The sequence below is a fragment of the Streptomyces adustus genome (assembly GCF_009377175.1).
In the GTDB taxonomy this organism is placed as follows: Bacteria; Actinomycetota; Actinomycetes; order Streptomycetales; family Streptomycetaceae; genus Streptomyces; species Streptomyces adustus.
The window spans coordinates 1-17,831 of the sequence record NZ_VJZD01000028.1 but is presented as its reverse complement, the minus strand read 5'-3'; the positions used below and the strand labels follow the sequence as shown (position 1 = coordinate 17,831).

The 17,831-nt window shown below is 69.8% G+C and carries 14 protein-coding genes and 1 pseudogene; 13 read left to right on the top strand and 2 right to left on the bottom strand.

Annotated features, from left to right (window positions below):
• Window positions 1–528: 528 nt before the first annotated feature.
• Window positions 529–1,101 (bottom strand): GNAT family N-acetyltransferase, encoded by a 573-nt coding sequence (locus FNH09_RS09830; protein WP_152886400.1) that lies wholly within the window; start codon window positions 1,099–1,101, stop codon window positions 529–531.
• A gap of 359 nt (window positions 1,102–1,460) precedes the next feature.
• Here FNH09_RS09830 and FNH09_RS09825 point away from each other — a divergent pair, with 359 nt between their 5' ends.
• The 8 genes from FNH09_RS09825 to FNH09_RS09785 all read left to right on the top strand — a co-directional run bounded on the left by FNH09_RS09825 (window position 1,461) and on the right by FNH09_RS09785 (window position 7,849).
• Window positions 1,461–1,991 carry a hypothetical protein gene (locus FNH09_RS09825; RefSeq protein ID WP_152886364.1) on the top strand — a complete coding sequence of 177 codons (531 nt, stop codon included), beginning with the start codon at window positions 1,461–1,463 and terminating at the stop codon, window positions 1,989–1,991.
• A 233-nt stretch (window positions 1,992–2,224) separates the two neighbouring features.
• Window positions 2,225–2,503 carry a hypothetical protein gene (locus tag FNH09_RS09820; RefSeq protein WP_152886363.1) on the top strand — a complete coding sequence of 93 codons (279 nt, stop codon included), beginning with the start codon at window positions 2,225–2,227 and terminating at the stop codon, window positions 2,501–2,503.
• A gap of 150 nt (window positions 2,504–2,653) precedes the next feature.
• A complete protein-coding gene (locus FNH09_RS47595) occupies window positions 2,654–2,968 on the top strand; it encodes a S1 domain-containing protein (RefSeq protein ID WP_152886362.1) in 315 nt (104 codons plus the stop codon).
• 199 nt (window positions 2,969–3,167) lie between these two features.
• Window positions 3,168–3,554: a DUF6221 family protein gene (locus tag FNH09_RS09810; RefSeq protein WP_152886361.1), complete on the top strand. Its 387-nt coding sequence runs from the start codon at window positions 3,168–3,170 to the stop codon at window positions 3,552–3,554.
• 409 nt (window positions 3,555–3,963) lie between these two features.
• The gene (locus FNH09_RS09805) at window positions 3,964–5,448 is read left to right on the top strand and encodes an NUDIX domain-containing protein (RefSeq protein ID WP_162468331.1); all 1,485 of its coding nucleotides are present in this window, start codon (window positions 3,964–3,966) and stop codon (window positions 5,446–5,448) included.
• Entirely contained in the window at window positions 5,445–6,740 is a 1,296-nt protein-coding gene (locus FNH09_RS09800; RefSeq protein WP_152886359.1) for a protein-L-isoaspartate O-methyltransferase family protein, read from the top strand. The genes FNH09_RS09805 and FNH09_RS09800 overlap by 4 nt, the downstream gene beginning before the upstream one ends.
• Window positions 6,741–6,932: 192 nt before the next feature.
• On the top strand, window positions 6,933–7,226 hold the full coding sequence (locus FNH09_RS09790; RefSeq protein ID WP_238426584.1) for a hypothetical protein: 294 nt from the start codon (window positions 6,933–6,935) through the stop codon (window positions 7,224–7,226).
• 200 nt (window positions 7,227–7,426) lie between these two features.
• Window positions 7,427–7,849 (top strand): hypothetical protein, encoded by a 423-nt coding sequence (locus tag FNH09_RS09785; RefSeq protein WP_338017522.1) that lies wholly within the window; start codon window positions 7,427–7,429, stop codon window positions 7,847–7,849.
• Between the two features lie 132 nt (window positions 7,850–7,981).
• Here FNH09_RS09785 and FNH09_RS09780 read toward each other — a convergent pair whose 3' ends face one another.
• Window positions 7,982–8,308: a WhiB family transcriptional regulator gene (locus FNH09_RS09780; protein ID WP_152886357.1), complete on the bottom strand. Its 327-nt coding sequence runs from the start codon at window positions 8,306–8,308 to the stop codon at window positions 7,982–7,984.
• A 1,117-nt stretch (window positions 8,309–9,425) separates the two neighbouring features.
• On the opposite strand from FNH09_RS09780, the gene FNH09_RS09775 reads away from it, so the two are divergent.
• From FNH09_RS09775 to FNH09_RS09755, 5 genes and pseudogenes are all read left to right on the top strand, one after another.
• The gene (locus FNH09_RS09775) at window positions 9,426–13,457 is read left to right on the top strand and encodes an amino acid adenylation domain-containing protein (RefSeq protein ID WP_238426583.1); all 4,032 of its coding nucleotides are present in this window, start codon (window positions 9,426–9,428) and stop codon (window positions 13,455–13,457) included.
• Window positions 13,458–13,518: 61 nt separating this feature from the next.
• Complete coding sequence (gene epsC, locus FNH09_RS09770; RefSeq protein WP_152886355.1) at window positions 13,519–14,163, top strand: serine O-acetyltransferase EpsC; 645 nt, start codon at window positions 13,519–13,521, stop codon at window positions 14,161–14,163.
• Between the two features lie 78 nt (window positions 14,164–14,241).
• A pseudogene (locus tag FNH09_RS48370) lies at window positions 14,242–15,195 on the top strand (ATP-grasp domain-containing protein); the annotation flags it as partial.
• Complete coding sequence (locus FNH09_RS48365; RefSeq protein ID WP_420802748.1) at window positions 15,184–16,506, top strand: pyridoxal-phosphate dependent enzyme; 1,323 nt, start codon at window positions 15,184–15,186, stop codon at window positions 16,504–16,506. The pseudogene FNH09_RS48370 and the gene FNH09_RS48365, both read left to right, overlap by 12 nt.
• On the top strand, window positions 16,503–17,777 hold the full coding sequence (locus tag FNH09_RS09755) for an ATP-grasp domain-containing protein (protein ID WP_152886354.1): 1,275 nt from the start codon (window positions 16,503–16,505) through the stop codon (window positions 17,775–17,777). Before FNH09_RS48365 ends, FNH09_RS09755 begins: the two co-directional genes overlap by 4 nt.
• Window positions 17,778–17,831: the final 54 nt, after the last annotated feature.

Genomic DNA, 17,831 nt, shown 5'->3' with positions numbered 1-17,831 from the left:
ATGATGACTACGCGAGAACCAGCATGCGCCTGACCGTATGGGGCTGCGTTGCCGGGTTGGCCGTGGCCTTGGCTATCCCAGTGTTCCTGGTGGCGGTCGTGCTCCTGGGCGGGATGCCGACCCCTTGAAACCGTCGGCAGCCCAATGGCACCCCCCCCTCTTGCGGTGCAGGTGGCGAATGGAGCGGCCCGCGCAGGCGTTGCCCCAATGGCTGCTCGTGAGCTGCACCTGCACAACAGACCCTGGTCAGGATCTCCCTCCCGACCGCCCGACGGATCACGGTTCCGAGCCGACCGGCGATGTCCCGGTCACGGTCACCGGTCATGCGCTGATGGAACAGCGTGGCGCGTGAACTGCTCTGAAACATGCGGGTCATCAACTCCCGGGTGCCGGCGCCGACGGTCGACACCAGGGTGTTGCCGGTGTACCGAAGATCGTGAAGGTACAGGTTCGACGTGACGCCCGCTGCACCCCTCGGCGTCCTCAAGTCGTCGCGGAAGTTGGGAGCTGGGGATAGTGGTGGGTTGCTCAGGTGCCAGGCGTCGCTCCCGGTCGGGTGGATGCGCCTACGACACCGTAGGCACGATCGCCGAGGGTGAACTCTCCCAGGGGGACCATGCCGAAACCGTCCACGTGAACACTCCAGGACGCCTGATTGGCCAGTTCGATGAAGGCGACCATCACATCGGCTCGTCCTGAGGCTGCCTGAAGTGCCGCAGTGAACAGTCCCCGGGCCACTCCCTTCCCACGGTAGGCGGCGGCGACCACCACGGGCCCGTACAAGAGGAAGGATGCGGAACGGAGCGGTCGTCCTTGCCACTCCAGGGAATCCTGCGCATCCAGCAGTGCCTGGACAGGCGGGGGCGGACTGGGCATGTCCTCCGAGGAGGCCAGCCCGAGCAGGCCGGCCAGGCACCCGTCATCATCCGCGACGAGCAGGCTCCCGTTCTCAGCCATCGAGCGCAGCGTGTCGGCATCGAGGCCCCCTTGCACGAAGCCTTGCTTCGCACGCTCCTGCTCCGTAAGCGCGTCATAGTCATTGGCCGCGAAAAGTTCAGCCATGGCCGGAGCATCGGCCGCAACGGCATTTCGATAGTCCATGGCATTCATCCTGCCGGGTGGAAGGCCATGGCCGACGCGGCTCCGAATGATCGGACGATCTACTCGCGCTCGTGATGGCACGGCGTGGGCCAAGTCCAAAGGGCAGCCCGTGGAACCCGCAAACATCGTCGTCCCAGCCGCGCTGTGCGCGATCGTCCACGAGATCCCCGTCCGCCGGTGAGCGCGTCCGATCTTGGTCCGTGGCCTTGGGCGATGCAACGGCTCCTGAACCGCTGGTACCCGATTGGGCTCATGGCATCACACCAGGGATACGTCCGAAATGCCAGTCATGAGAGCTGTCGGTACGTTCATCGCAGTTCGGTTGCCCGGCCGACGTCCGTCCGACAGAGAGAAATGACATGCCCCCGCTCACCTTTGCCGTGGTCGGCACCGGAATAGGCGCGACCGCCCTTGTAGCCGCCGGCATCACCTATGCCCCGACCGTGGCATCCACCCCGGCCTCCCAGTCCGTCCACCGAGTGTCCCGACCTGTACACCGAGCAGCCCAGCCTGTGCACCGAGCCGCTCCAGTCTCGGCTCCCTCGGGCGACAGGAACACGGGCGGGGAGAGGAACGAGGGCCACGACGAGGGCGGACGCGACCACGGTCGCAAGGACGGCGGAAGGATCTACTTCAACGAACGTACGTACTCCGCCTTCGCCGATGGCTGCATCACTGCGGCCAGCTCCGGCGGCTTCAGCATTTTCAATGACAGCCGGCAGACCGTCGCGGTCTTCCGAGGCTTCAGCTGTAGCGGCTCTCCGGTCGCCATCGTGGGTCCCCACGGCGAGACCTCTGGCAGTGTGCCCCGTACCGACCCCGGGAGCATGTTCGGTGACGATGGTGTCGCGGGCAGCTTCCTGGTGATCAACGACCACGACGAGTGGTGACAGCGGCCCCCTGCGTGCCGGTGTCGCAAGTGCCGCAGGTTCGAATCCGGCCGGGGGCACCGGCCGAAGGGCCGGCTCGGGAGGTCAGCCTCCCAGGCCGGCCCTTCGTCGCGTCCGGGGCCGTGCCAGACGCATGGCACCGCGACCGCTCGAAGCCCTCCCCGGACGATGGCAGAGAGCCTCCACCAGGCCCAGTGCCGCACCCGGTCGAGTGCGGCTGTCATCATGCTTGGATGGCAAGCAGTCAGCTACCGCCAGGTTGGACCCTGGAGGAGATCCGCAGGGTCTCCGGCGACCGGGAGGCCCGTCCCCTCCACACGGCTCGCGTCGTAACGGGCTGGCCGGTACAAAGCGGGCGGCTCCGTCCCGAGATCGTCTTGGGATTCCATGACCTCTGTCTGGTGAAAGCCGTCAACGACGAAGACTGGTACATGGGCAGCCTGAACGACGACGGCAGCGTCACCTGCTGGAGCGTCTACGGGAACTTTTACGACGCACTTCGCGGCCTGTAGGCCGACCGCACCCGCACCGGCCGGACGCCGGCATCCGTCTCATTCGGCGCCGCTCAGGGCCGTCCAGACGACGGGGCCGAAGCGGGTAGTCGCCGTCACGACCGGCGACCTCCTGTCGACAACACCCGCCGCTCCAGCCATGATTGGCCAATGCCCGAGTTCAGTTGGCCGGACCGCTCCCTGATGCCGACCCCGGATGACAGAGAGCAGAGCTGGCCGGCAACCGTCTCCGCACTACCCCTTGGGTCTCGCGTCAGCGGACGCGTCATCGGCCGACGACCGTTCGGCGTCTTCCTCCTCCTCGACGGCGTGCCGAATGCAGTCGGCCTTGCCGAGATCACCGCTATGCCTCATCCCATGGAACTGCCTGCCTTGGGTGCCACCGTCGTCGGTGAGGTGATCTGGCACGCGGACCACAACCTCCAGGTGAAGATCCGCCTCGACGAATGGCATCTGCCAGGCTGACTACCCCTGGTGGCCGTAGCTCTGCACGACTACCGCGCCAGGGTGCGGGATCAGCAGCCGCCGGGAACGCAGGTGAACTCCCCTGCACGCGCTCCACCACTCCACTACGACAGTTGGAAGTGCTGTGGTCCGAGCCCCGAAGGCGAGCGACCGCCGCAAACCAAGTGCCGGCGCCCGGTCGATGGTCGAGGATGCCCTCATGGACAACGACCTGGTGGTGTTCCTCAATGCTCGCTTGGACGAAGAGGCCGACCTGGCCCGACGCTGCGACGGGGCCGGGTGTTGCGGAGAGTGGGTCGCCTCTGGGGACACCGTCGATTTCTGCCAGGTCAGCCTCGCAGGTTTCCATCCCGCCGTCGCGCGGCACGTGGCCCGGCATGACCCCGCTCGCGTGCTGCGCGAAGTCGAGGCCAAGCGACGCGTGTTGAACCGTCATGCGCTGAGTTCCGCCGAAGGCGACCCCGAGCGTCCCTGGGCCAACCGTGATGACTGCCAGTTCGACGGCGACCTCTGGCCGTGCGACGATCTGCTCGACCTCGCGCTCCCTTACCAGGACCACCGCGACTTCCCCGAGCGTTACAGGTAGAACCGCGGAACCGAGGGACGTCCATCCGAACCACCTCCCGAATGCTCGCAGTTTCCCAAGCCGGGACACCAAGTGCGCCAACGCCGACCAAGTTCATGGGTCGCCGCGCGGGGTAACCGCGGCTGCGCGGTCCTCCGGCGACCGCCTCGGCCGCGAAGTCCACCTCGGAGCGCCCTGAGTCCGAGCGCCCTGCCCGCGAGAATAGAACTCCCGTTCATCGATTGCCCTTCGATCGGACCGTGACGGGACCTGGTGGGCCGCGTTTTCAGAGCATCAGTGCCACACCGCTGCCCAGACGGAGGACACGCCATGCGTCTCGCCCCTGCCCCCTTGCAGCAGCCTCCCGGAATCGAACGGCGGCCCGGCGTGAGCAGGTACGGCGTTGACGACACAATCCCGAGGTGATGACGTGCCGCTCACCCGTTCCCACATCCGCACGACCACCGAGGCCTACCTGGCCCGGCATCCGCACGAGCGGGAGTCCCTCGCCGGGCTGCTGTCCCTGCTGGACGGCCCCGCCGACCCGACCGACCGTGCCACGCTCCCCGGCCACGTCACGTGCAGCGCGGCGGTCGTCGACCGTGAACAGCGCGTCCTGCACATCGGCCACAAGGTCACGGGACTGCTCCTCGCCCCGGGCGGCCACGTCGAGGACGACCGGACCCTCCTGGCCGCGGCCCTGCGCGAAGTGTGCGAGGAGACCGGCATCAGGGCGGGCGACCTGTGCCTGACTCCGCAGTTCCTCGGCGCTCCGATCGACATCGACGTCCACGACATCCACGCCGACCCCGCCAGAGGTGAAGGCGAACACCGGCATTTTGACTTCCGCTTCGTCTTCCACCTCGTGCCCGAGCGGCATCCGCAGCTCAGGTTGCGGCACGCGGAGGTCACCGACGCCCGGTGGCTCGACCTCGCCGACGTCAGGTCCCCGACCTTGCACGCCAAGCTCCTGGACGCCCGGGCCCAGGGCCTCGACGGGCGGCCGGAGCCCGTCAACGCCTCCGCTCTGATCCACGACGGCCACGGCAGATACCTGCTGCACCTGCGGGACCAGCGTGCAGGCATCTGGGCCCCCGACAGGTTCGCTCTCCTCGGGGGCGGCCGCACGATGCAGGACACCAGTCTGGAGGCGACCCTGCGGCGGGAGCTCGCCGAAGAGGTCCCGGGTCTGAAGGTCGACGCCCTGACGCCGTACGCCCTGGAGGAAGCGACGAGTACCGACGGCTTCGCGGTGCCGATCCAGGTCTTCGAGGGCCGCTGGAACGGTGATCCGGAGACGGTGGATCTACGAGAGGGGGTGCTGCTGCGGTGGTTCGCCCCGGACGCACTGGAGCAACTGCGCCTCAGTCCCGGTCTCGCTGACCTGATCCGCCGGCACGCGGCCGAGCATGCCCCCGCCGACGGCCCGCCCGCCACGACGCGGCTGCTGCGCGACGAGGCGCCGGAGGGGACCGAGCTCCACATCATCGGGGTCCACCTCTACCTGGAGGACAACCACGGCCGGATCCTCCTCGGCCTGCGCCACCCCGACTCGGCGTACGCGGGCAGCACTTGGCACTTCCTGGCCGGGCACTGCGAGCGGGAGGAGGCGATCAACTGCCTGCTCAGGGAGGCCCGGGAGGAGGCCGGGCTGATCATCGACCCGGGCGACGTGGAACTCGTACACCTCGTCCACCTCGTGGACTCGCCGACGGCCCGTCCGCGTATCAGCCTCGTCTTCCGGGCGCGCTCGTGGACCGGCACCCCGGCCGTACTGGAGCCCGACCGGTGCGTGGAGTGGCGATGGTGGAATCCCAAGGATCTCCCGGCCGCCGTCGTGCCCTACACCCGTCAGGCGATCGACGGGGTGCTCGCCGGGCGCCTGTACTCGCAGATGGGCTGGGACGAGCGATGAGCACCCTGGACGCGAGTCCGCCCACGGCCGGCCGGACACCGGGCCGAGCGGGACGGCCGGCCGACGACGACCCGCCTTCGGGCGCCGAGGTGGATCCGGCCGCCGCGCGGGCGGCGATGGTCGCCGAGCTGGAACGGAACGACGGGCTGCGGCCCGGGCCGGTGCGCGACGCGCTGCTGACGCTGCCCCGCGAGGTGCTGATGCCGCAGGCGTACGTACGACGCGGCGCCCCGGGTGAGGAGCCGCCGCGGTGGGAGCTGTTGGACTGGTCGGTGCCACAGGACCGCCCCGAGCTGCTCGGGCTGCTGTACGGCGGGGCCAGTGTGCTCGTCCAGCACGACGGGGAGGCGCTGCTTGGCCGGGGGCGCGGGACGCGGTCGGGGGCGTCGATCACGTCGATGTCGACGGTGGTGGGCCTGACCGCCTCGCTGTTGCAGGAGTTGGAGCTGCGCGCAGGTCAACGGGTGCTGGACGTCGGGACGGGCGCGGGGGTGACCGCCGCGGTGGCCTGTCGGATCTGCGGTGACCAGGGGGTGGTCACCCTCGACCGGGACCGGCACCTCACCGACGCGGCCGCCGTCCGGCTGGCCGACCTGGGCCTGCGGCCGGGCGTGGTGTGCGGGTCCGGGGACGAGGGGTGTCCGGCGCGGGCGCCGTTCGACCGCATCTTCGTGTCGTACGCGATGCAGCGCGTGCCGGCGGCGCTCGTCGAGCAGCTTGCCCCCGGGGGCCGGCTGCTGGCGCACATCACCAGCGCGTCCCCGTCGTGGCCCGCCCTCGCCGTCGTCGAGCGCACCGCCGACGGGCAGGTCACGGCGGAGCTGCGGGCTGTGGAGTTCGCCCACCGGGCGGGGCACGGCATGCAACGGATCCGGCTCGACGAGGAGTTCAGGCAGCGCATCGCCGACGAGCAGGGCAGCTGGACCCAGCGAAGCATGCTGGCGCCGCCCGCGGACACCGACCGCGGCCTGTGGCTGGCAGCGGACCACCTCCTCGGCGGGCTGGTGCGCGACTTCGGCGCCGAGCCCCTCTCCATCGGCGCCCCCGGCTGCGGGTCGTGGCTCCGGGTGGAGCCGGTCGGGCGCTCTCGCTGGGACGTCACCGTCCACGGTCCGCGCGACATCTGGAAGGAACTCCAGGACCTGGCCATCCGATGGCGGGCGGCCGGCAGTCCCGGCCGCTACCGTCTCCTCTTCGAGCCGGACGGTCGCCAGCGGGCCGTATCGGCGTGCGGTCGTCTGTCCTGGCACCTTCCCCTCCCCCGCCCACTCCACGAGGGAGCATCCACGTGACCTGCCCACCCACGTCCGTCCCGGATCCGCCCGCGGTCGACGGACCGCGGGCAGCGGAGGCCCTGTGCACGGTCCTGCTCGCCGGGCGTCCGGGCGGTGCACGATGAGCGGCGGACAGCGGCACACCGAGCCGGTGGACGTCCATCTGATCCTGCGCCGCGAGACCGCCACGGGGCCGAAGACGTCCTGGTCGTGATCGACTTCGAACGCGGTGAGCCGGGGCCTGCCGTGCGCGATCTGGTCCGCCTCTCCGACGCCTGGGACGGCCGCCCCGACCTGTTCGAAGCATTCCTGTCCGGATACGGCAGACGTCTGACCGCAACCGAGGAGGCCCGGATGACCATCGACATGGCCCTCGACGCGGTGAGCGGGATCGCCTACGGCACCGCCCACAGCGATCCCGAGCTGATCGAGCGCGGCCGACGGACGCCGACCCGGCTGCGTGCCGGGCACCACACAGCCCTCTCGTCGACAGGAGGGACCTGAGACCACCGCCGTCCCCCTCTGCGGAACTGCGGCGAGGATCTTGTCGACGTCCGAGGCCCCGGTCCCGGGCGCCGGTCAACCGGGTGAAGGCGTCGGCTGCGGGGCGAAATCGCGGGCCGTCCGGGAGATCGTGCCGTCGAGGGTGGGATGATCTTGCCCTCTCCGGTACGCCTGTCCATGCCCCACGTACCGGATCGCCGGTGACCGACGAGGAGGACGAAGGATCGATGACGCTGAACGTGGGCGAACGGGTGCGGCTGGCGATGGATCTGCGGTTGGCCGGGTCGGTGACGCCGGCCGGGGAACTCCCGGAGGAGGCGGGTGTCTTCGCCGCTTCCGTGGCCCTGGCTGCCGGCATCGAGGGCACTGTCGAGCGTGTGGACGAGCATCACCGGCAGCAGAGCCAGGAGGTGCGTGAGTACCTGCGCCTCAAGTCGCTCCTCGAAGACTTCGGCCACCAGATGCCGCCGGCGAGCAGAAAGCAATTGGAGGAGCAGGTGGAGGCCCTGGAAGAGCCATGGGTCGCCTACCAGCGACAGATGCTCCGCGTCACGGTCCGTGTCCGCCTCGACAACGGATTCGTCCTCGACGACGCCCCCGAGGAGGCTTTCACCCCCGCCTGACCGGGCCGGAGGGCTCGCCTTCTGCAAGTAAGGGCGCGCGACGGCCACCGCCGCGAAGGGCCGCATGGCGGAGATCCGCAGGCCAGTGGACGCCATCCGCGCCGCCTGGACCGGCGGCACGGATGACGACGACTACCCGGTCTCGTCGAGCCGGTGTTCGGTTTCGCACTGTCCGCTGTTGCGCCTGTGTTCCGCGCGTGCGGCCTCCAGCAGGCCTCGCCAGGAGGTCACGGTCGGACGTCGCCGCAGGAGGCTGCGCCTCTCACGTTCCGTCATGCCTCCCCAGACACCGTGCTCGATACGGTTGTCCAGGGCGTGAGCAAGACACTCCGTGCGTACCGGGCAAGCGCTGCAGACCGCCTTCGCCCTGTTCTGCGCTGCGCCTTCGACGAAGAGCTCGTCGGGATCGGCGGAGCGGCACACTGCCCGTGCTGTCCAGTCGACCTCGCTCGTAGTCATCTCCGGTACCGTCCTCCCCCGGCTCGCGCAGCCGACCCGCCTACACATGCAATGCGTTGACGGTACGCCAACCGCACAGCAGCGGTGCACCGCCGGGGGCCTGGACAATCCCGTTGACTGACAGTCCCGTTGACATCACGTGGCTCAGTACGCCCATTTTCAGAGGCCGCCGGCAGGGCGGAAAGGGGCGCGCAGGCACGGCGGTCAGCCTCGCGGTTGCCAGGACCGGCGCGAGTGCGGCCGTCGCCGGCAGCCAGTACGCCTGGAGCCCGCGCAGCCGCGAGCTCGACGTCCCACGGATACGCCGAAGCCCCCGATGAAACGGTGCCAAGTAATCCGGTAGCGCCATCCGTTGCAGCTTCGTGAACGCTCTTTTACGGCCCCGCCGTCGTCCGCCGACAGCCACTCAGAAATAGCTGTACGGCGCATTCACTGCCGCAGACGGCCGGAACCATGCACGCTCCCCCGAGCCTCCTGGCCGATTCTCTTCGGCCTCCCCGGATCAGGCTGCTGCGATATCGACGGAATGAAGTGCCCTACCTTCTGCGCCAGCGCCACGTTAGTAGCAGAAAACCGGAGCGCCGTCTCCCTATTTGCATCTCGCAACGCATCAGCCGGGCCGGGATGGCCGAGAGTGCGGCGGAGACAAATGCGCCCACAGGGGGCAGGGCGACCCATTTCTCGATGTCGCGTCGGTCATCTCCGTCGTGTACGTTCCGATTCACCACGCAGACGATTGACTTGTTCCGACCAGAGCAACACCTCCCAGGGGGGAAGGTGCAGGGTCGTCGCAGCCGTACGGATGGATTCGGGGGAGGCGTAAAAGGCATGTCGGTACGGTCCTTTGAGCGAGCGCTGACCCCGTGGCTCCGATGTCCGGAAAGGCCCTGAGCGCCGGCCTGGAACCGCACGGTTTCGGCACGTCTTTCGGTGGCCGCTCGTACGGAAGACTCAGGTCTTCCGGCTGCTTCCAGCCTTGATGAAGCCCATCATCGATCGCGCTTTTCTCATGCCTGATTTCGCTGGCCAGTTACGCGCGTCGACTCAACTTGACGAATTCTAGGTTCGAAGGATGATGGCGAAACTAACGGGGTCCGAGGAATTTTCCCTGTCAGACATGCTGCGCGCGGCCACCGTCGCCCAGCCCGACCGGACGGCCGTCTCCTGCGGCACTCAGCGGCTGACGTTTCAGCAGCTCAGTGAGCGCAGCGAGAACGTTGCCAGCCACCTGCGGCGACTCGGGGTGCCGGCAGATGTCCCCGTCGGCATCTTTGTGGAGCCGTCCGTCGACCTCGTGGTGAGCGTCTGGGGCGTCCTGCACTCGGGTGCCCCCTACCTGCCGCTGTCACCGGAGTACCCGGACGAACGGATCCGCTACATGATCGCGGATTCGCGGACCGAGGTCATTGTGACGGAGGAGTCCTTAGCCTCCCGACTGGCCGCGATGACGCCACCGGGAACGCGGATCGTCACCGTCGCCCAGACCCAGACCCTCACCCAATCCTCGGCAAAAGCCGGACCAGGCAGGATATTTGGGCCCCCGTACGCCCCCACGGCCACGCGGGGCCACGATCTCGCCTACGTCATCTACACCTCGGGGAGCACGGGCAAGCCCAAAGGCATCGGCATCGAACACCGCAGCATCGTCAGTCAGATGCGCTGGCTGGCCGACGAGCAGGGTCTGGACGAGCGCAGGACGGTGTTGCAGAAGACGCCGCTGAGTTTCGACGCCGCCCAGTGGGAGATCCTCGCTCCGGCCTGCGGCAGCAGCGTGGTGGTGAGCGAACCGGGCCGTTACGCCGATCCCGGCGGGCTCATCGACCTGATCGTCGCGAACGAGGTCACCACCCTTCAGGGGGTGCCGACGCTTCTCCAGGCGCTCGTCGACACGGGGCGGCTGGCCGACTGTACTTCGCTCACCCACGTCTTCAGCGGCGGCGAGGCGCTCACCAGGACCCTGGCCATCGAACTGCTCGACGCGCTGCCGGACTTGGAACTGGTCAACCTGTACGGCCCGAGCGAGTGCACGATCAACGCGTCGGCCCACACCGTGGACCGCGCCACCGTCCACCGCGGCCCCGACCACATCTCCATCGGCCGGCCCGTGCACGGGATGAGCTTCCACATCCTCGACGCCGCACGCCGGCCCGTCGCGCCCGGCGCATCGGGTGAACTGCACATCGCGGGACGCCAACTCGCCCGCGGGTACCTGAACAATCCCGAGCTGACCGTCGAACGCTTCATCGCCAACCCGTTCTCCACCGATCCCGATTCCGCGCGCCTGTACCGCACCGGCGATCTGGCCCGGTGGAACGACGACGGCACCGTACAGTTCCTCGGCCGTACCGACAGCCAGGTCAAGCTGCGCGGTTTCCGGGTCGAGCTGGACGAGATCAAGGTGTCCGTCGAGAAGCACGACTGGGTCAAGCGCGCCGCCGTGCTGGTCCGGGAGGACCCCCGGGTCGGCGCCAACCTCATCGCCTTCATCGAGCTCGACCCCCAGCGGGCCGCGCTGATGGACCAGGGCAACCACGGCGCCCACCACCAGTCGAAGCAGAGCAGGGTGCAGCTCAAGGCGCAGTTGGCGAATCTGGGGGTTCGTGCCGAGGAGGGGGCAGCCGTCGTCGAGCTGCCCGGACGTTCGGCGACGGCCCGGCAGCGACGCACGGTGTTCGCCCGCAAGACGTACCGCTTCTACGAAGGCGGCGCGGTCACCCGGACCGACGTCCTGGACCTGCTCGCCCGCCCGAACAGGGCGCCGGTCTCGCCCCGGACCCCGGACACCCTGACGCTGCCCGAACTCGGCTCCCTGCTGCGCTACTTCGGGCAGTTCCCCAGCAGCGAACGGCTGCTGGCCAAGTACGGGTACGCCTCCCCCGGTTCGCTGTACGCCACCCAGCTGTACCTGGAGCTGTCCGGCATCGCGGGACTGGAACCGGGCTACTACTACCACCACCCCATCAGCCACCGACTCGTGCTGATCAGCCCCGCTCCCGTCGGCCGGCCGAGGCTGCGCGTCCACTTCATCGGGCGCCGGTCGGCCATCGAGCCGGTCTACCGCAACAACATCCAGGAAGTCCTCCAGTTCGAAGCCGGCCACATGGTCGGCCTGTTCGACCACGTCCTGCCCCGGTACGGACTGCGCATCAACGCCCGCCCGGGAGTGCCCGGGGTCAAGGACGTGCTGCGCTGCCCGGACGAGGACTACTACCTGGCCACCTACGAGGTGGAGACGGCTGCCGCCCCTGCCGTCGACAGCCCGGTCGACCTGTATGTGCAGGCCCACCCCGACCGGATCGCCGACCTGGAGGGCGGCCAGTACCTCTATGACGACGGCGAACTGGTGCGTGTGTCGGCTGAGTTGGTCCGCAAGCGCGACGTCATCGCCATCAACCAGGAGGTGTACGACCGCGCGAGCTTCGGGGTCAGCATCATCGGTCGGGCGGCGCAGCCCTGGCAGCGGTATGTCGACCTCGGCCGGGAACTGCAACGACTTCAGATGAACAGCCGCCACCTGGGGCTGATGTCCTCCGGCTACAGCTCCGAGACCGGCAACCCGCTGCCGTCCGCCCGGCGCATCGCGGACATCGCCGGCCACGGCCGGGACGCGGCGTCCTACTTCGCCGTCGGCGGTCGCATCAGCGCCGAACAGCGGCTCAGCGAAGGCATGAAGGAGGACTCCGTCCACATGCGCGGGCCGGCCGAGATCCTCAAGGACCACCTCGCCGCGGCGCTGCCTCCGTACATGGTGCCCAACCGGGTCACCGTGCTGGACTCCTTCCCGCTCACGCCGAACGGCAAGATCGACCACCAGGCGCTGCGCGAGCTGGACAAGGCCGCCGTGGACGACGGCGAGGCACCCGTCGTCCCACCGCGTACGCCCACCGAGGAGGCCATCGCCGCGCTGTGGCGCACCGTGCTGCGCCAGGAGCGGGTCTCGATCAGGGACAACTTCTTCGCCGCCGGGGGCCATTCACTGACCGCGGTCAACCTGGTCGGCCGGATCAACCGGGAGCTCGGCAGTTCCCTGCCGTTGCAGGTGCTGTTCGACTCGCCGACCATCGCGGAGCTGGCCCGGCGCGTCGACCGCGAGCCCGCGACCGAACTGCCCCGGCTGGTGCGCCTGCGGGCCGGGGACGGCGGGCGGCCGGTCTTCTGCTGGCCCGGCCTGGGCGGCTATCCGATGAGCCTGCGGTTGCTGGCCGGCCGGCTGGCACTGGAGCGGCCGTTCCTCGGGGTGCAGGCGTACGGCATCAACCCGGGCGAGAGCGCGTATCCGACGTTCGACGAGATGGTCGCCAAGGACATCGAACTCCTGCGGCAGGTCCAGCCGGTCGGCCCGTACACGCTGTGGGGGTACTCCTTCGGGGCCCGGGTGGCGTTCGAGGCGGCCCATCGGCTGGAGCGCGCGGGCGAGCGGGTCGACGAGGTGATCCTGATCGCGCCGGGCAAGCCGCCCGTCGAAGGCCGTGACGCGACGCCCGCCGGGGCCGCCGTCAGCTTCACCGACAGCACCTTCGTCGCGATCCTCTATTCGGTCTTCGCCGGAAACCTCGAGAGGTCGGCCGTCGAGGCGTGTCTGGCCGCCACCCACGACGAAGAGTCCTTCATCGCGTTCGTCTGCGGCCGGTTCGAGCACCTGGAGCGTGACCTGGTGCGCAGGATCGTCGGCGTGGTGCGCCAGACCTTCCTCTTCGAGTACGCCCCCCACGAACTGGCCGAACGCAGCGTCGCGGCGCCGATCACGGTGTTGCGGGCCGAGGGTGACCTGGACTCCTACCTCGACTCCGGGCCCCCGCTGTCGGCCACTCCCCCCACCGTCAACCGGCTCAAGGCCGACCACTACGAACTGCTGCGCGCGAACGGCATCGCCGAACTCGTCGCCGCGATCCAGGCCGCACGACTGCCCAGAAAGGCCATCGGAGTGCCCCACGTCAGCATCAAGCATTTCCCGAACGTCCTCGAAGCCGACCAGATCTCGGCCCTCGTCGACGCGATCACCAGCGCGGTACGGACCGCGTTCTCGGTCGACGAGGGCGCCGTGTCGATCGCCCTCGAACCGGTGGCCCAGGACGTCTGGACCGAGCGGGTCTACATACCCGAGATCACGAACAGCGCCGGAACCCTCGTCAAATCCCCGAACTACTGACAGCCGCGTCCGAGTTCGACGTGCCGACGAAGGACCAGGACATGACTTCACGGAGGACCGCATGCGCAAGGTGATCACCAGGGCGAGGGAAGACCTCTCCGTGATCGTCGAGCGGGACCCCTCGATCCGCACCCGTGCGGAGGCGCTGCTGCATCCCGCGCTGCCCGCGCTGTGGACCCACCGGCTGGCACATGCCCTGTACACCCGCGGACACCGCCAGCTCGCCCGGATCCTGGCCTACCTGGCCCGCGCGGTGACCGGCGGCATCGAGATCCATCCGGGCGCCACCCTGGGCCGGCGCGTGTTCATCGACCACGGGGCCGCGGTGGTCATCGGGGAGACCGCCCGGGTCGGCGAGGACGTCACGATCTTCCACCAGGTCACCCTGGGCGCCGTCGGCTGGTGGCGGGACGGGCACCGCGACCCCGGTGCCCGCAGGCATCCGGTCGTCGGCGACCGGGTCGTCCTCGGCACCAACGCCATCGTGCTGGGTCCGGTCACCATCGGCGACGACGCGCTGGTCGGCGCAGGCTCGCTCGTCCTGGGCGATGTCCCGTCCGGCGCCCGCGTCATGGCCCCCACGGCCGAGATCGTGCGGCCTCTGTCACCGGCGGACCGCGAGGAGGCAGACCGACCACTGTCACCCGCGGACCGTGAGGAGGCCGACCGGCTGCTGCGCGCACTGGCCACCTCCGGCTGCTGGTGACCGCTCACCGCACCCCGCCGCCCGTCCATCGTTCTCGTTCCAGCCGGCCACCGTACCGGCACGCCATCGGAGGCACAGATGACTCACGTCGGTGTCGTGGAGAGCAACCTCTCCGGCTCCGGCTTCGAGGGCCTGCAAATCATCAAGGAACTCGACTGCCGCGTCACCTTCTTCACCCGCGACCTGGACCGGTACCTGGCCGTACCGGGTGGGCCCGCCTACTTCGACACCTACGTCGACGAGATCGTCCACTGCGAGACGAACATCTACGAGGAGCTTCTGCCGCACGTGCACGCGGCCGCGGCCGCGCATCCCTTCGACGCCTTCCTGACCCTGGCGGAGTACGACGTGGTGGTGGCCGCCCAGGTGGCCGTCCACCTCGGACTGCCCACGGTCAGCGTCGACGGCGTCGCCACCGCGCGCAACAAGGCGCTGATGCGCCGCCGCTGCGCCGAACTCGGCGTCGCCATACCGGCGTTCCGCACCGTGCAGACCCCGGCCGAGGCGGCGGCGGCCGCGACGGAGATCGGCCTGCCGTGTGTGGTGAAGCCGGCCGACGAGACCAGCAGCGCCGACGTACGGCTGGTGGAGACCTCGGCGCAGGCCGCCGAGCACGTCGCTCTGATCCGGTCCCGGGTGGAGAACACCCGCGGCCAGGCCCGCTACCACGAGCTGCTGGTCGAGGAGTATCTGAGCGGCCCCGAGGTCAGTGTGGAGGTGCTGGCCGACAAGGACCGGTACGAGGTGCTCGGGGTGACCGACAAGTCGCTCACCGGGCAGGGCTACTTCGTCGAGCTGGCCCACACCTTCCCCTCCAGCCTGCCCGAGCCGGTGGTGCGCGCCTGCGGCGACCTGGCCGTGGAAGCACTGCGGGCGGTCGGCTTCGACCTGGGCATGGCCCATGTCGAGATCAAGGTGACCGAGTCCGGGCCCAAGCTCATCGAGATCAATCCCCGGCCCGCCGGCGGCAAGATCACCCACCTCGTCGACCGCGCTCTGGGCATCAAGTCCCTGGAGTTGGTGGCCCGGCAGTACCTCGGGCAGCCGCTGCCGGCCCGGGTGCTGCCCGAGCGGCCGGTCGGCGGCGCGGCCATCCGCTATCTGACCGCGCAGCCCGGCCGCGTCGTGTCGGTCGGCGGCCGCGAGCGGGCCGCCGCCCTGCCCGGTGTCGAGGAGGTCGTAGTCAAGCCCGAACCGGGCTCCGTGATCCGGGATTTGCGCCGCAACGGCGACCGCGCCGGACATGTCCTCGTGGTGGCCGAGAGCGCCGAACTCGCGGCACGGACCGCGGAGGCCGCCGTACAGGAGATCCGCATCCGCACCGAGCCGGTCACCCGGCGCCCCGTCGCGGACTCCTTGGTCGAACTGATCGGCGGCACGCCGCTGCTGCGGCTGCCGGTGGACCGCATCGTGGCCGGTGCCCCGGCCGACGCCGAGGTACTGGCGAAGCTGGAGCTGTTCAACCCCTGGTCCAGCAGCAAGGACCGGGCCGCGCTGTCGATGCTGCGCGGCGCCGAGAAGCAGGGGCTGCTCACGCCCGGTGAAGGCACCGTGATCGAGGCGACCTCGGGCAATACCGGCATCTCGCTGGCCGCCCTCGCCGCCGCCCGCGGCTACCGCTGCGTCATCGTGCTCCCCGACAACGCCACCCCGGAGCGAGTGGCCATCCTGCGGTCGCTCGGCGCCGAGGTCGTACGCACTCCGCACACCGGTGGCTACCAGGCAGCCGTCGACAGGGCCGCCGAACTCCACAGCCTGACCCCCGGGTCGTGGTTCTGCTGCCAGCACGAGAACCCGGACAACACCCAGGCGCACTACGAGACGACCGGCCCGGAGATCTGGAGCGACGCCGACGGGCGGATCGACGTGTTCGTGTGCGGAGTGGGCACCGGCGGCACCCTCAGCGGGGCCGGACGCTACCTGCGCGAGAGCCACCCCGCGGTCCGGATCGTGGCGGTGGAACCGGCGGGCTCGCCCCTGCTGTCCGGCGGCGAACCCGGCACGCACACCATCCCCGGCTTCAACGGCGGCTTCATCGCCCCGACCACGGAACGCAACCTCATCGACGAGGTGATCGCGGTCTCCGACGCGGACGCTCTCGACGCCACCCGCCGCCTCGCGCAGCGCATCGGCCTGTTGGTCGGTGTGTCCGCCGGCGCCGTCGTGCACGCCTCCGGCGTCCTGGCCTCCCGGCCGGAGTACCGGGGCCGGCGCATCGTGACCCTGCTGCCCGACACCGGCGAACGCTACCTGAGCCTCCTCGGCCGTGAGGCCGAGCCGGTGACGGATCCGGTCGCGGAGCCGGTCGCGGCCGGATCCGCATCCGAGGGCGGCGCCCGGTGACGACGCCCGCGCCGGCCGACGACCGGCCCCGCCTGCTGATGGTGATGCCCTACCGCCAGTTCGTGAGCAAGGCACAGGCCGAGGGATTCTGGGTCGGCGCGATCTGGGACCCCCGCCTGGAGACACCGGAGTACCTCGACGACGTACGCGCACGGGCGGACCTGTTCGTGACAGCCGACTTCCGGGATCCGCGGGTGCTGCGCCGCACGCTGCACGAGGTGGCCCGAGAGCACCGGGCGACGTTGATCTACCACATAGGCCGGGAGGAGACGATGGTCGCCGCCTACGAGGCGGCCGAGGACCTGGGCGGCGAACTCAACCCGGCCGCGGCGATCCAACTGCTGGCCGACAAGCACGCCATGCGGGACCTGCTCGCCCGGCGCGGGCTGTCACCGGTGGCCTTCGAGGCCGCACCGACCCGGCAGGAGGTGGCGGACGCCGTCGAGCGCATCGGCTACCCGGCCGTCGTCAAACCGTCCGCGCTCGCCGGCAGCCGGGGCGTGTTCCTGTGGCAGCAGCCGCAGGACCTGACGGCCTGGACCGCGCTCGTCGACCAGTACGGCTACGACGGCCCGTTCCTGGTCGAGGAGTATCTGCGCGGTCCCGAGTACAGCGTGGAGACACTGAGCAGGGACGGCCGCCACCAGATCGTCGGCATCACCGAGAAACTGCTGGGACCCCCGCCGCTGTTCGTGGAGGTGGGGCACGTCCACCCGGCGCCGCTGCCGGCGCAGCGTCGGCGTGCCGTCGAGGAACTCACCACACGGTTCCTCACTGCGTGCGACTACCGGTTCGGCCCCGCGCACACCGAAGTGATCTGGACCGAGCGCGGTCCGCGCATCGTCGAGTCGCAGGCCCGGCTCGGCGGCGACCGCATCCCGCGCCTGGTCGAGCTGGCCACCGGACTCGACATCGAGCAGGCCGTCTTCGCCGCCCTGGCGGGCCGGCCCGCCGAGCCCGTCGCGCCGACGGCGACGGCCATCGTGCGGTTCTTCACCTTCCCGCCGGGCCGCGTGGACGAGATCCGCGGCCTGGAGACAGCCGCCCGGCTCACCCACGTCGACGAGCTGAGCCTTCGGCTGAGCCCGGGCGACACCGTACCGGCGGTCCGCGACTCCAAGAGCCGCCACGGTCACGTCATCGTCTCCGGCGTCACAGCCGAGGAGGCGCGGACCCGCTGTGCGCAGGTGCTCGCCGCCATCGAGGTCGTCGTCGACGGCACGCCCGTACGAGCGGACGGCCGCACCGGGGTCCTCGGAACGCCCGTATGAGCACCGCCCGTCACCACTCCCCCACCCCGAAGAAAGGCACCGCCCATGCGCCTG

Excerpts from the sequence above, each read along its gene's own strand:
- FNH09_RS09830 (WP_152886400.1), bottom strand. The coding sequence starts at position 1,101 with ATGGACTATCGAAATGCCGTTGCGGCCGATGCTCCGGCCATGGCTGAA.
- FNH09_RS09825 (WP_152886364.1), top strand. The coding sequence starts at position 1,461 with ATGCCCCCGCTCACCTTTGCCGTGGTCGGCACCGGAATAGGCGCGACC.
- FNH09_RS09820 (WP_152886363.1), top strand. The coding sequence starts at position 2,225 with ATGGCAAGCAGTCAGCTACCGCCAGGTTGGACCCTGGAGGAGATCCGC.
- FNH09_RS47595 (WP_152886362.1), top strand. The coding sequence starts at position 2,654 with ATGCCCGAGTTCAGTTGGCCGGACCGCTCCCTGATGCCGACCCCGGAT.
- FNH09_RS09810 (WP_152886361.1), top strand. The coding sequence starts at position 3,168 with ATGGACAACGACCTGGTGGTGTTCCTCAATGCTCGCTTGGACGAAGAG.
- FNH09_RS09800 (WP_152886359.1), top strand. The coding sequence starts at position 5,445 with ATGAGCACCCTGGACGCGAGTCCGCCCACGGCCGGCCGGACACCGGGC.
- FNH09_RS09780 (WP_152886357.1), bottom strand. The coding sequence starts at position 8,308 with ATGACTACGAGCGAGGTCGACTGGACAGCACGGGCAGTGTGCCGCTCC.
- FNH09_RS09775 (WP_238426583.1), top strand. The coding sequence starts at position 9,426 with ATGCTGCGCGCGGCCACCGTCGCCCAGCCCGACCGGACGGCCGTCTCC.
- epsC (WP_152886355.1), top strand. The coding sequence starts at position 13,519 with ATGCGCAAGGTGATCACCAGGGCGAGGGAAGACCTCTCCGTGATCGTC.